At 62.8% G+C, this 13,958-nt stretch carries 11 protein-coding genes; 6 read left to right on the top strand and 5 right to left on the bottom strand.

From position 1 onward, the window contains the following. Window positions 1-157 precede the first annotated feature (157 nt). From M5B99_RS23710 to M5B99_RS23695, 4 genes are all read left to right on the top strand, one after another. A complete protein-coding gene (locus tag M5B99_RS23710; RefSeq protein WP_248806342.1) occupies window positions 158-2,542 on the top strand; it encodes a hybrid sensor histidine kinase/response regulator in 2,385 nt (794 codons plus the stop codon). 90 nt (window positions 2,543-2,632) lie between these two features. Further along, window positions 2,633-4,282: an acyl-CoA dehydrogenase family protein gene (locus M5B99_RS23705; protein ID WP_248806341.1), complete on the top strand. Its 1,650-nt coding sequence runs from the start codon at window positions 2,633-2,635 to the stop codon at window positions 4,280-4,282. A 252-nt stretch (window positions 4,283-4,534) separates the two neighbouring features. Next, window positions 4,535-6,007, top strand: coding sequence for an AMP nucleosidase (amn, locus tag M5B99_RS23700; RefSeq protein WP_248806340.1), 1,473 nt, complete (start codon window positions 4,535-4,537; stop codon window positions 6,005-6,007). Between the two features lie 238 nt (window positions 6,008-6,245). Beyond that, on the top strand, window positions 6,246-6,878 hold the full coding sequence (locus tag M5B99_RS23695; RefSeq protein ID WP_248806339.1) for a pseudouridine synthase: 633 nt from the start codon (window positions 6,246-6,248) through the stop codon (window positions 6,876-6,878). Between the two features lie 12 nt (window positions 6,879-6,890). On the opposite strand, the gene M5B99_RS23690 is transcribed toward M5B99_RS23695, so the two are convergent. Together M5B99_RS23690 and M5B99_RS23685 are read right to left on the bottom strand one after the other, a co-directional pair. Continuing rightward, window positions 6,891-7,100, bottom strand: coding sequence for a DUF2788 domain-containing protein (locus M5B99_RS23690; RefSeq protein ID WP_248806338.1), 210 nt, complete (start codon window positions 7,098-7,100; stop codon window positions 6,891-6,893). Window positions 7,101-7,233: 133 nt separating this feature from the next. Continuing rightward, entirely contained in the window at window positions 7,234-7,713 is a 480-nt protein-coding gene (locus M5B99_RS23685; protein WP_009045772.1) for an Lrp/AsnC family transcriptional regulator, read from the bottom strand. A gap of 456 nt (window positions 7,714-8,169) precedes the next feature. Between M5B99_RS23685 and M5B99_RS23680 the strand changes: the two genes are divergently transcribed. Next, entirely contained in the window at window positions 8,170-9,318 is a 1,149-nt protein-coding gene (locus tag M5B99_RS23680) for a DUF6515 family protein (protein WP_248806337.1), read from the top strand. Window positions 9,319-9,322: 4 nt separating this feature from the next. Here the strand turns inward: M5B99_RS23680 and M5B99_RS23675 are convergent, their stop codons facing one another. Together M5B99_RS23675 and M5B99_RS23670 are read right to left on the bottom strand one after the other, a co-directional pair. Continuing rightward, window positions 9,323-10,213: a cation diffusion facilitator family transporter gene (locus M5B99_RS23675; RefSeq protein WP_248806336.1), complete on the bottom strand. Its 891-nt coding sequence runs from the start codon at window positions 10,211-10,213 to the stop codon at window positions 9,323-9,325. Window positions 10,214-10,246: 33 nt separating this feature from the next. Further along, entirely contained in the window at window positions 10,247-10,666 is a 420-nt protein-coding gene (locus tag M5B99_RS23670; protein ID WP_248806335.1) for a polyribonucleotide nucleotidyltransferase, read from the bottom strand. A 116-nt stretch (window positions 10,667-10,782) separates the two neighbouring features. Here M5B99_RS23670 and hrpB point away from each other — a divergent pair, with 116 nt between their 5' ends. Next, complete coding sequence (gene hrpB, locus M5B99_RS23665; RefSeq protein WP_248806334.1) at window positions 10,783-13,317, top strand: ATP-dependent helicase HrpB; 2,535 nt, start codon at window positions 10,783-10,785, stop codon at window positions 13,315-13,317. 88 nt (window positions 13,318-13,405) lie between these two features. Here the strand turns inward: hrpB and M5B99_RS23660 are convergent, their stop codons facing one another. Continuing rightward, a complete protein-coding gene (locus M5B99_RS23660) occupies window positions 13,406-13,594 on the bottom strand; it encodes a DUF2892 domain-containing protein (RefSeq protein ID WP_248806333.1) in 189 nt (62 codons plus the stop codon). Window positions 13,595-13,958 lie beyond the last annotated feature (364 nt).

Raw genomic sequence — 13,958 nt, 5'->3', positions numbered from 1 at the left:
GTTCTAGAGCCTTTGGATAAAATATTTCAATGGTGTGTTTTAGCCATCAGTGGCTATGCTAGAGTGGATCCAAACGAATAACAGGTCATGAGGTTTCACGTCGTCTCAAAGGGAAGGGGGGCTCCTGACGCGACTTGATTGACCATGCTGGGGCTGTATGCGCTATTTGCTGCTGATTTTGTTGAGCTGGCTGCCGCTGTCGGCGAGCGCGGTCGAGTTTGATGAGTCCACTCAGAGCTTGCCTCTGGGTCGGGTCATGCAGGTATTCGAAGACGCGAGCGGCCAGGCCGATATCGCGCAGGTCGCTTCGCCTGCCATGGCCGCCCGGTTCCACTCGCACGACAAGGCCTCGCTGAATGCCGGCTACACGCTATCGGCGTTCTGGCTCAAGGTCGACCTGACCTACAAGCCCCAGGCCCCCAACGTCCCGCGCATCTGGTTGCTGGAGTTGGCCTATCCGCCGATGCAGCACATCGAGCTTTATGTGCCGGACATCAAGGGTGGCTACCGCCTGGCCCAGCGCACCGGCAATGAACTGCCGTTCGCCAGTCGTCCGATCAAGCAGAACAACTACCTGTTCCAGCTGGCGTTCGCCCCCAACGAAAGCAAGACCGTCTACCTGCGCCTGCAAACCGAAGGTTCGATGCAAGCGCCGCTGACCCTCTGGTCGATGCAGGCCTACCTCGAAAACCAGCCGGTGCGCCTGTATGTCCTGGGGCTGATTTATGGCGTGTTGCTGGGGATGCTGGTCTACAACCTGTTCATCTACCTCAGCGTGCGTGACACCAGCTACCTCTATTACATCTTCTACATTGCCTCGTTCGGCTTCTACCAACTGTCGGTCAATGGCGCCGCGGCGCAGTATTTCTGGCCGAACAACCCTTGGTGGGCCAATGCCTCGACGCCTTTCTTCATCGGCCTGGCAGGCTTCTTCGGCTGTCAGTTCACCCGCAGTTTCCTGCGTACCGCCACCCACAGTCGCTGGTTGGACCGGCTGTTGCTGCTGTTGATGGCCTACAGCGTGGTGGTCACGGCGCTGTCGCTGATGACCGGCTATGCCCTGGCCCTGCGCCTGGCGACCGTTCTCGCGCTGGCGTTCACCGTGACCATTTTCGTCGCCGGGTTCTGCGCCTGGTATTGCGGATTGCGAGTGGCGCGCTACTTCATCATCGCCTGGTCGGCGTTTCTGATCGGCGGCCTGATCAATACGCTGATGGTGCTGGGCTATCTGCCGAACGTGTTCCTGACCATGTACGCCAGTCAGATCGGCTCGGCCCTGGAGGTCGGCCTGTTGTCCCTGGCCCTGGCCGATCGGATCAACACCATGCGCGAGCAACAGGCACAGACCTTGCTCGAGTCCGGGCAGAAGCTGGAAGGGCTGAACCGCGAGCTGGCCAACAGCAACCGGCTCAAGGACGAGTTCCTCGCCACCGTCACCCATGAACTGCGCACACCGATGAATGGGGTGATCGGCTCCCTGGAGCTGATGCAAACCCTGGAACTGGACTCGGAGCTGGCGCAATACCAGCAGACGGCGGCCGGTTCCGCCCGGGACATGATGCGCATGGTCAATGGCATCCTGACCCTGACCGAATTGCAGGCCGGCCGGCTCAAGGTGATGACACAATCGTTCGGCCTGCGACGCATGCTCGATGGCCTGCAGGAGCAGTTTGCCGGCCGCGTCCAGGGCAAGGGCCTGCATTTCGCCATTGAAGTCGACGATGACGTGCCGGACAGTCTCCATGGCGACGCGCAGAAGATCCTGCAATGCCTGGAGTGCCTGGTGGACAACGCCATCAAGTTCACCCGCGAGGGCGGGTTGGTGTTGCGGGTGCACGGCCAGCAGGTCGCGGAGCAGCGATGGGCCCTGTCGTTTGCGGTGATCGACAGCGGCATCGGTTTCATCGACCTGGATGAAGCCACGCTCTATCAGCGTTTCTTCCAGTTGGATGGCTCGATGACCCGCGAATATGGCGGTCTGGGGATTGGCCTGGCGATCTGCCGGCAATTGATCGACTTGCTCGGCGGTCACCTCACCCATCAGTCGGAGCCGGGCATGGGCAGCCGCTTCCAACTCGAGGTGGAGGTCGAAGCGCTGATCCCGAGGGTGGTGCGGCCTTCGATGCCGTCGGTGGCGCGTTATCCCTATGACTGCACCCTTTTGCTGGTGGATGACAACAACGTCAGCCAACTGGTGGTGCGCGGCATGTTGCTCAAATTGGGCTATCGGGTGTTCACCGCGGTCGACGCCCGAGCGGCGCTCGATGTCCTGCACGGGCAAGCCGTGGACGGGCTGTTGTTCGATTGCCCGGCGCAGCCGGTGGACGAGGTGTTGCTCTGCCGGCAGTTGCGGGCGATGCCCGGCGGTGCCGGGCTGTTGATCCTGGCCCTGGTCAGCTCGACGGAGGTCAGCGAGCGTGAGCGTTGCCTGGAGGCCGGTGTCACGGACACCTTGTCCAAGCCGGTGCGTTTCGAGGAGTTGAAGAACCTGCTGGCTCGTCGTCTGTTGACGTCGGTACAGGGTGAAAGCGCCGGTACTTAGGCGCTTATGTCACTTTTTTCGCGACAGCACGCGTGATTCACTGGGTTCCCTGGCCTTTCTCTGCGAAGCCACTTCTCAAAGGAGCCCGACATGAACCTTCATCAATACGCCGAAACTCACGAAGTCACCAACCAGCCACCGTCACTGGACGGGACCAATCTCTATCGCATCGATCTGCCGTTGCAAGAGTGGGCGCGGCGTTTCGGTGCCGCTTGGGCCGAGTCGCGGATCGAGGCCTATGGCGCCCTGGCCGGCGGGCCGTTGATGGAGGCGGGTTTTCTCGCCAACCAGAACAAACCGGTGTTTGTCAGTCATGACCGTTATGGCCATCGCCAGGATCTGGTGGAGTTTCACCCGGCGTATCACGAACTGATGCGTACCGCTGTCGAACACGGCTTGCCGTCGTTACCCTGGACTGATCCGCAGGACGGCGCCCATGTCGCTCGCGCGGCCATGACCTATCTGCACAGCCAGGCCGAGGCCGGCACCGGTTGCCCGCTGACCATGACCTTCGCCTGTGTGCCGGCCTTGCGTCTGCAGCCGGATATCGCCGAACACTGGCTGCCGAGCATCCTCAGCAGCCAATACGACCCGCGCAATATCGGCATCGCCCATAAAAACGGCGCGACCATCGGCATGGCCATGACCGAGAAGCAGGGCGGTACCGACGTGCGCGCCAACACCACCCGGGCCTATCCCGTCGGCGCCGGCGGCCCGGGACAGCCTTACGAGTTGGTGGGGCACAAATGGTTCTGCTCGGCGCCGATGTGCGATGCCTTCCTGACCCTGGCCCAGACCGACAAGGGCCTGACCTGTTTCCTGCTGCCGCGCCACCGTCCGGATGACAGCCGCAACCAGTTCTATATCCAGCGCTTGAAAAACAAGCTGGGCAACTGCTCCAACGCGTCGAGCGAAGTGGAGTTCCGCGGCGCCCTGGCCTGGATGATTGGCGAGGAAGGGCGCGGTGTGCCGACCATTATCGAGATGGTGGCGATGACCCGTTTCGATTGCATGGTCGGCTCCAGTGCCTTGATGCGCCAGGCGCTGACCCAGGCCAGCCATCATTGCGCCCATCGTTTGGTCGGCGGCCGCGTGCTCAGCCAGCAGCCGTTGATGCAGAATGTGCTGGCCGACCTGGCGCTGGAAAGCGAGGCGGCGCTGGCCTTGAGCCTGCGCATGGGCCGGGCGCTGGATCGTCTGGGGGATGAGCATGAAGCGAAGTTCGCCCGGCTGGTGACGGCCGTGGGCAAATACTGGATCTGCAAGCGCGCCCCGGCGATGATCAACGAGGCCGCCGAGTGCATGGGCGGCGCGGGGTACGTGGAGGACAGCATCCTGCCGCGACTGTACCGCGAAGCGCCGGTCAACTCGACCTGGGAAGGGTCGGGGAACGTGCAGTGCCTGGATGTGCTGCGTTCGCTGTCCAAGGAACCCGGTGTGCTGGAAGTGTTGTTCAGCGAGTTGGGTGACGGCCATGGCGACAAGCGCCTGGCCCGGCATATCGAACAGTTGAAACTGGCGTTTACCGACACCCACGATATCCAGTACCGCGCCCGGCAACTGACCGAGGACATCGCCCTGGCGTTGCAGGCCAAGTTGTTGCTGGAAGCGGGCAATGCCGAGGTCAGCGATGGTTTTATCGCCAGTCGGCTGGAGGCCGGTGGGCGGGTCTACGGTACCTTGCCCCGTGGTGTGAATGTCGAGGCGATCGTCGCCCGCTCGACGCCGCGGGGTTTTTGAGGGGGCGCCCGGATATTTGAGCGTTTGCACGGATATTGTGGCGAGCGGGCTTGCCCGCGCTGGGTTGCGAAGCCACCCTAAAACCTGCGGGCGCGCAGTATCGGTATATCACGGTGCTAGGTTATACGACTGCTTCGCAGTCGAGCGCGGGCAAGCCCGCTCGCCACAAGGTTGTGGCAATGAACTATAACCCAGTGTTCCCGTCCGACGCTGTTGCAGGCAAGATGAAGGTCTGCAACATCAGAAGACAGGATGCTCCCCGTGACCGAAGCTTTTATTGTCGTGCAATCCCCTGAACAAGCCGTGGACCGTCTGGCCGAACTCCACGAGCGTGCCACCCGATCCCTGAGTCAGGCGCTCAAGCGCTACCTCAAGGACCGCGTCGAGCCTGACGCCGAGCAACGTGCCCTGTTCCGCTACCCCGAACTGCGCCTGACCTACACCTACCAGGGTGAAGTTCCCGCCACCACCCGGGCCTACGCCAAGGTCCAGTTGCCGGGGACCTATAGCGTCACCGTCACGCACCCGGCGGCATTCCGCAAATATCTGCTGGAACAACTGGTGCCGCTGATGCGCGACTTCACCGTGACGGTGGAAGTGGGCGTCAGCGAACAGAACATCCCGTACCCTTACGTAGTCGAGCAGGGCGATGAGCTGGCCGGCTCCGGCGTCACCGCCTCGGCCCTGGCGCGGGTGTTCCCCAGCACCGACCTGTCGGCCGCCACCGATGATATCGCCGATGGCCTGCACGACTGGGAAAACACCTCGCCCTTGCCCCTGGCCCTGTTCGACGCCGCCCGGGTGGACTTCTCCCTGCGCCGCCTGGTGCATTACACCGGCAGCGACTGGCGCCATGTGCAGCCCTGGATCCTGCTGACCAACTACCATCGCTATGTCGACCAGTTCATCCTTCATGGCCTGCAGCAACTGCGTGACGACCCGCGTTTCGTGCGCATGGTCTTGCCGGGCAACGTGATTATCGACCAGAGCATGGACTACGGCGAGGCCCAGGCCGTGGCCGCCGGGGTGGTCTGGCACCGCTACCAGATGCCGGCCTATCACCTGCAGGCCGCCGACGGCCATGGCGTGACCCTGGTGAATATCGGCGTTGGTCCGTCCAACGCGAAGAACATCACCGATCACCTGGCGGTGCTGCGTCCGCATTGCTGGCTGATGATCGGCCACTGTGGCGGCCTGCGCCAATCCCAGACCATCGGCGACTATGTGCTGGCCCACGCCTATATGCGTCGCGACGGGATTCTCGACCGGGTGGTGCCGCCGAATATCCCGATCCCGGCCCTGGCCGAAGTGCAGATGGCCTTGCAGCAGGCGGCGGCGAATGTCACCGGCGAGCGTGGCGACGATTTGAAGAAGCGTCTGCGCACCGGTACCGTGCTGACCTACGACGACCGCAACTGGGAGCTGCGCTGGGCTCAGGAACGGCCGTTGATCAACCTGTCCCGCGCGGTGGCCGTGGACATGGAAAGCGGCACCATCGCCGCCCAGGGTTATCGCCTGCGGGTACCCTATGGCACCTTGCTCTGTGTCTCGGACAAACCGCTGCACAGTGAAATCAAGCTGCCGGGTTCGGCGAACGCGTTCTATGAGCGCGCCGTCAGCCAGCATTTGAAGATCGGCATCGCCGCGGTGGACCTGCTGCGTACCGAGCTGCATTCGCTGCACTCGCGCAAGCTGCGCAGCTTTGACGAGCCGCCGTTCCGTTAAGGGCTCGGATTTTTAGCGATCTTGAGGGCCTATTCGCGGGCAAGCTCCGCTCCCACAGTTGGATGCCGATCACGAGTTTTGTGTACGACACGAAACTAATGTGGGAGCGGAGCTTGCCCGCGAAGCTTCTGGCGGCCTTGAGAAGGTAGTAGCCAATGAGTCTATGGACGCACTTCTGGAAATAATGACCGACACGCCCTAGCATGGCGGCTCCTGATCCTCAGATGTCCTCGTTGCCATGTCTCGTCCACCCCGTCCCGTTGCGCGCCGTTCGGCCGCGAAAGCTCCTGTCGCGCCGCGTCGGGTCGCCAAGGCCCCGCCGGCCGAACCCAAGCTGATCCTGTTCAACAAACCCTTCGATGTGCTGACGCAGTTCAGCGATGGCGAAGGGCGCGCGACCCTCAAGGATTTTATCGACGTGGCCGGCGTCTACCCCGCCGGCCGGCTCGACCGCGACAGCGAAGGGCTGCTATTGCTGACCAATGACGGCCAGCTCCAGGCGCGCATTGCCGACCCCAGGCACAAGTTGGCGAAGACCTATTGGGTGCAGGTCGAGGGTGTGCCGAGCGCCGAGCAGATCGAGCGGTTGCAAAAGGGCGTGGAACTGAACGACGGCATGACCCTGCCCGCCCAGGCGCGGCAGATCGACGAGCCTGCGCTATGGCCACGCAACCCGCCGGTGCGGTTTCGCCAGAGCATTCCCACTGGCTGGCTGGAGTTGATTATTCGCGAGGGGCGTAACCGCCAGGTTCGACGCATGACGGCGGCGGTAGGCCTGCCGACCTTGCGCCTGGTGCGGGTGCGCATCGGCGACTGGACCCTGGACGGGTTGGATCAAGGTCAGTGGCGGGAAGTGCCGGCGCGCTTGTAGCGGGCCGTGGCGTTACAGTGAGCCGGACTCGATCAGTCCGATTACCACGCTCTTGACCACAAACGCGAAAATGCCCAGGCCCAGCACGAAGAACAGGATAAAGGTGCCGAAGCGCCCGGCCTTGGATTTCTTCGCCAGGTCCCAGACGATAAAGCCCATGAAAATAATCAGGATGCTGACCAGGCTGGTCATCATCCACTCTTCGAAAACGGCAGGATCCATCAAACCTCTCCAGCGTGAGCGGGGTGGAAAACCCTCTGATTATACGCCGCTAGCGGCAGCGCATCTGATCTCCGGCAATAAAGCGCGCTATCGGTCAACCGCAGGCTCCTACGGGCGATCGCGGCCGTAGCGATCAGTTGCGCAGATGGGTCAACGGCAACTCCGTGCTGTTGAGTACCTGGTTCAGCACAAAGCTGGAGCGCACGCTGGTCACCCCTTCGATGCGCGTCAGGTGCCCCAGCAGCAGTTTTTGATAGTGGTCCATGTCCGGCACCACCACTTTCAATTGGTAGTCAGCGTCCATCCCCGTCACCAGGCTGCACTCCAGTACTTGCGGCAAACTGCGGATCGCCGCCTCGAAGTTTTCGAAGCGCTCCGGCGTATGCCGGTCCATGCCGATCAGCACATAGGCGGTCAGGCTCAGACCGAGCATCTTGCGGTCGAGCAAGGCCACCTGGCGGGAGATATAACCGTCGTCCTCCAATTGCTTGACCCGCCGCGAACAGGGCGACGGCGACAGGCCGATACGCTCAGCCAGTTCCTGGTTGGAGATACGGGCATCGCGCTGCAATTCCGCCAGAATGCTCAGGTCGTATCGGTCGAGTTTGCTCATCATCAGGGCCTTTACAATAACTATTGCGGCAAATTATCTATCTGAAGTTAAAAATTGCGCAAGAGATGTTTATTTGAGCAATGTTCGCAATCCTGTGCCGCTGCCCCGGGCCTATGCTTATCAGCAGAATCACTGCCCGGACAAGTGTCCTGTCTCGCAAGCCTGTTCACATTCGAGACAGACACCCCAGTCCAATGCGGCTCGCCGAATCAGGCCTGCCGCGGCCGACAATCCCACAGGGTTGCGCCGGCCACCGGGCTACACGCTGTCCAGAAGACGGTGTGAGGTGAGCCGGCGTCAAAAGCGCCGAGCACGGACGAAGTTCTCAAGGGGAGGCCGACGGGTCTCCCTTTTTTAATGGGCGAAAAATAAGTTGCGCGACTGGTAGAGTGTCACAGAACCGGAATCCGCTTTACCAGTCTTATGGTTAAGCCCTGAACCGCAGTGAGGAATGGAATGAAATCGCGCATCTGGCGTCTGGCAGGTGTTGGCTTGCTCTGTATGAGTGTTGGTGCGCAGGCGCTGGCAGAAAACCAGGGTGAAGATAATCAGAAACACGAGGGTGAGCATCGCCCTGAAGGACGCCCGGGAGGTAACGAGGCGCATCCGCAAAACAATCAACCGCGTCCCCAGGCTCCGGCCCCACGGCCAGCCGCGCCAGAGGTCCGCCCCCAGGCGCCGGCTCCGCGGCCAGCCGCTCCCGAAGTCCGTCCCCAGGCACCGCAACCGCGACCACCTGTTCCTGCGCCCGCGCCGCAGGTTCGCCCGGAAAACAATCAGCGTTTCGAGCGACACGACCAGAACCCAGGCGGCCAATGGCAAGGTCGCCCGCCGCAGAACGAGCCCAATCAAGCGCCGCGTCCGGCTCCGCAGAACAACCTGCCGATCCAGCCTCACCCTGATAGCGTGCGCCAGACCCAGGAACCGTTGCGTGGCAACTATTCCGATATCCCCCGGCGCAACGGCAACAACCCGAACTGGCAGGGTGGCAACAACAACCGCCCTGGCGGCAACTTCGAGCACCACGATGATCGTCGCTGGCCAGGTCGTCCCGACGGCCATGGCAATGGCTGGGGTCCAGGCCCGCAATATCGCCCGGGCTATGTGATCGATCGCTTTCCTGATCGCAACTGGCGGGTGCCTTACCGTGGGCAGGACTATTTCTTCTCCGGCGGTTACTGGTATCGCCCCCAGGGCGAACGCTACATAGTCGTCGCTCCGCCACGAGGGATTCGCACCACTTACCTGCCTGACTATGCGCGGGAAGTCTGGATCGGTGGTTCGCTGTTTTTCCTCGCGGCCGGCGCCTATTACCTCTACCAGGAAGATACCCAGGACTACGTGGTGGTCGATCCACCGGCCGCCGCTCCACAGGTGGCGCCCGAGCCGCAAGGCAACGGCTACGATGTGGTGGCCTATCCGGCCAACGGCCAGAGCCCGCAGCAGGTCCAGCAGGATGGCGAGGATTGCTATCGCTGGGCAGTGCAGCAAAGCGGCTTCGACCCGGCCAACGTGACCTATGCGCCGGCACCGGCGGTGGTCCAGGCCTATCGCCAGGCCCAGGGCAACTGCCTGAGCAGTCGCGGCTACCAGGTCAACTACTGACGGATCAGTGGCGGGGGGTTACCTCTTCTCGCGGGTCGGCGTGCACCAGCACCTCGGCTTGCGGGTAGGCGGTCTGGATGGCATCGGCGGCCTGGTCACTCAGGCCGTGGGCCACCGACAGCGTCAATTCTCCCGGCAACTCCAGGTGCAACTGCACAAACCAGCGGTTGCCGGATATCCGTGTTCGCAGGTCATGGGCACCCAATACCCCGGGCACGCCGCAGGCCAGCTCCAGCATGTGCTGGCTGATATCCGGTGACAGCTCCTCATCCATCAGCACGGCGAAGCTTTTGCGGCCGATCTGGATCGCGTTCCAGAGGATATAGACCGAGATCCCCAGGCCGAACCAGGCGTCTACCTGCGGCCAGCCGAAGCCGGCGAGCACCAATGCCAGCAGGATGCTGCCGTTGAGCAGCAGGTCCGAGCGGTAGTGCAGGGAGTCGGCGCGCACGGCGGTGGAGCCGGTCTCGCGGACCACCTTGTGCTGCAACAGCAGCAACCCGGCGGTCAGGATCAGCGACAACACGATCACGGCGATACCTATCCACGGTGCGCCGATCGGCTCCGGGTTTTTCAGGCGCTCGTATGCCTGGATCGCGATCAGCACCGCACTCACCGCAATGAACAGCGCCTGGGCCATGCCCGACAGGGACTCGGCCTTGCCGTGCCCGTAGCGGTGATCGTTATCCGCCGGACGCAGCGCGTAGTGCACCGCCAGCAGATTGAGAAACGAGGTGACGCCGTCGAGCAGCGAATCGGTCAAGCCAGCGAGCATGCTCACCGAGCCGCTCAGCCACCAGGCGATGGCCTTGATCACGATCAGGGTACAGGCTACCGCCATCGACGCCCGGGTGGCCAGGCGTAACAGGCGGGCGTGTTCCGGACTGCTGGTCATGAAGGTCGCGGTCCTCTTTCAGTGACCCGGGGCTCAGGCCGCGGGGCGCAGGTTGTACATCGCCAACTGTTGCAGATTGCCTTTCTGCTGGATCAGGCGCGGGTCGTTCAGCGGCAGGGTCTGGTGCAGTTCGGTCTTGAGAATCGCCTGCAACTTGAGGTTGTCGACCTGGCCATCGGCGGTGATGGCTTGCTGGAGTTTTTCCGGGGCGATCTGCGCCGTCTTGCCGTGGGGCAGGTAGATGGCGCCCGTGGCGAAGTCGATGCCGAACGCGATCAGGCCGGGGATGACGAAGAACAGGATGCCGATGGCATCGAGACCGGCGATCAGCGGGTCGATCTGCCCTTCGATCTGGCCGCGACGGTCCGGGTAGAAAATCGAGCCACAAGCGCTCAGTTGGGTCAGCAGGGTAGCAACCAGAACGGTGCCAATAACACGGGAAGCAATACGCATGGATATCTCCTGAAGGAAACGTGAAGCCGCTGGGGCCGCGTCTGGATCAGTTGTTAAGACCGCGATTAAGACCGGGCAGTTCGCCGTTATACTCGGCTCACTGTTTTGGAGCCACCATGAATTCGTTGCCGATTGATGAAGTATTGCCGGCTTTGCGCCAGGCGTTGAGCGAACGCCATGAAGCGGTGCTGGAAGCGCCCCCGGGGGCCGGTAAAACCACTCGGGTGCCGCTGGCGCTGCTGAACGAGCCGTGGCTGGCCGGGCAAACCATCCTGATGCTCGAACCCCGGCGCCTTGCGGCGCGTGCGGCGGCCGAGCGGCTGGCCAGCGAGCTGGGGGAAAAGGTCGGTGAAACCGTCGGCTATCGTATCCGCCTGGAAAGCCGGGTCGGCCCCAGGACGCGCATTGAAGTGGTGACCGAAGGCATTCTCTCTCGTCGCCTGAATGATGATCCGGCCCTTGAGGGCGTCGGGCTGGTGATCTTCGACGAATTCCACGAGCGCAGCCTGGACGCCGACCTGGCTCTGGCCCTGAGTCTCAACGGGCGGCAGATGTTTCGTGACGAGCAGCCGCTGAAGATCCTGCTGATGTCCGCCACGCTCGAAGGTGAGCGCCTGGCCGGGCTGTTGGACGACGCACCGGTGGTGCGTAGCGAGGGGCGCATGTTTCCGGTGGCCCTGCGCTGGGGGCGGGCCTTTCAACCCGGCGAATTTATCGAGCCACGGGTGGTGCAGACGGTGCACGAGGCGCTGGACGCCGAGCACGGCAGCCTGCTGGTGTTTTTGCCCGGCCAGGCGGAGATCCGTCGGGTGCACCAGCAACTGGAGGAGAGCCTGGGCGGGCGGGTTGATGTGTTGCTGTGCCCGTTGCATGGCGAGTTGGACCTCGCGGCCCAGCGTGCGGCCATCGAGCCGGCTCCGGCCGGCAAGCGCAAGGTGGTGCTGGCTACCAACATCGCGGAAACCAGCCTGACGATCAACGGCGTGCGGGTGGTGATCGATGCCGGGCTGGCGCGGGTACCGCGTTTCGACCCTGGCAGCGGCATGACCCGTCTCGACACTCAACGCATCTCCCGGGCCAGCGCCACCCAGCGTGCCGGCCGTGCCGGGCGCCTGGAGCCGGGGGTGTGCTATCGGTTGTGGTCCGAGGCCCAGCATGAGCAATTGGCGGCCTATGGCAGCGCGGAAATCCTCCAGGCGGACCTGGCTGGGCTGGCCTTGCAACTGGCGCGCTGGGGCGTGGCGCCCGGCGAGTTGGTCTGGATGGATGCGCCGCCGGTGGCTGCTTATGCCCAGGCCCAGGAACTGTTGCAGCGGCTTGGTGCGCTGGCTGAGAAGGCCGACGCCGAGTACGTATTGACGAACCATGGTCAGGCCATGGCCGAGTTGCCGGCGCACCCGCGTATCGCCCATTTGCTCCTGCGCGGTCAGGCGCTGGGGCTGGCGAGCATGGCCTGCGACGTCGCGGCACTGCTGGGCGAACGGGATATCCAGCGTGGTGGCGGTGCCGACCTGCACACGCGGTTGGCCCTGTTGGCGGGGGAGGAGCGCGCGGCACGTAGTGCCCAGGGCGGTGTGCAGCGTGCCCGGCAACTGGCGCGGCAGTATCGCGGCTACTTGCGCGGCGTGGCGAGTGCACCGGTGGTCGACCCGAATCACCCGCGCTGGCTGGGAGCCCTGTTGGCCCTGGCGTATCCGGACCGGGTCGCGCAACAGCGCCGCGAGGGCGGAGCGGAATATCGGCTGGCCAACGGTCGTGCGGCCTTGTTCAGCGAAACCGACAGTTTGATGAAGCAGCCCTGGCTGGTGGTGGCCGACCTGGGCAGCCGGCAAGGCCAGCGCGAAGAGCGTATCTACCTGGCGGCGGAATTCGATCCTGGCCTGTTTGACACGGTGCTGGCCGAGCAGGTGAGCACGGTCGACCAACTCGACTGGGACGAGCGCGAAGGCGTGCTGCGGGCCGAGCGCCAGCGCAAGGTCGGTGAGTTGATCCTCAGCCGCGAACCCTTGACCGGACTGGACGAGGCGGCGCGTAGCCAGGCGCTGGTCAACCTGGTCCGGCGCAAGGGGCTGGAGCTGTTGCCCTGGACCCCGGAGCTGCGCCAATGGCAGGCGCGGGTGGCCTTGTTACGCCAACTCGACCTGGGCGGCCCGGGCAAGAGCGACTGGCCGGATGTCAGTGACAAGATCTTGCTGGCGACCCTGGAGCAGTGGCTCAAACCGTATCTGGGGCGGGTCTCGCGGCTCAGTCATTTTGCCAACCTGGAACTGGCCGGGATCCTCCACAGCCTGTTGCCCTGGCCGTTGCCGCAACGCCTGGACGAGCTGGCGCCACACCATCTGAGCGTGCCCTCGGGCTCGTCGATCCGCCTGGACTACAGCGAGCAGCCGCCGATTCTGGCGGTACGCCTGCAGGAATTGTTCGGTCTGGCCGAGACGCCGCGGATTGCCGGCGGTCGCCAAGTGGTGAAACTGCACCTGCTGTCGCCGGCCCGGCGACCGGTGCAGGTGACCCAGGACCTGGCGAACTTCTGGCGCAGTACCTATGCCGAAGTGAAGAAGGATCTGAAGGGGAGGTATCCCAAGCATTATTGGCCGGATGATCCATTGGTCGCCGAGGCAACGGCTAGAGTGAAACCGCGAAAAATATGATGGTTGATCAGCCGTGAGCGAAGAACCTGATCAGCGCCGCAATACCTGAACAGCCGCGGGCAACCCAGGTGCCCGCGGCTGTTATCTTTCAACTGCGCTTACAGGTTCTGATGCCCAGCAGCGTATAGACCGGGCAGAAACGGAAAACGCCGGTGGCCAGCGGCACCAGGCCGATCCAGCCCCACAAACCGATCACGCCGGACAGGCTGAGGCCAATGAGCAGCAGGCCGACGGCAATGCGTAGACTACGATCAAGTGTTCCAATGTTTGCGTGCATGGCGATCTCCCGATCAATGGCTGCGCCGGGGGCCAGCGCAGTAAACAGCAATGTGCCAATCAGCAGTATCCGCAGAAATGCGATAGCGTCGTCCCGCTATGAGCTCAGTCAGTTTGACCACGTTCGACTCCCCGGCAGATGACATAGGACAAATCTCATTGATTTCTGTCGTGGGACATATGGTTTCGAGGATTGAACACGGCGTCCCCGTACCGCATCTTGACTGTCAATGTCTGTCATCTTGGCAGTCTGGCAGTGAATTGACCTGCCAAAACACCTTGAATTTAACTGAGTATTTTATTAAGTCATTGTTATATAACAATAAAAATAGATATCTCTACTTGGCATACGCTGTGCTATCACT

The organism is Pseudomonas sp. MWU13-2100, assembly GCF_023242365.1.
GTDB lineage: Bacteria > Pseudomonadota > Gammaproteobacteria > Pseudomonadales > Pseudomonadaceae > Aquipseudomonas.
Note: the sequence above shows the minus strand (reverse complement) of the source record. Positions and strands in the feature narration are given on the sequence as shown.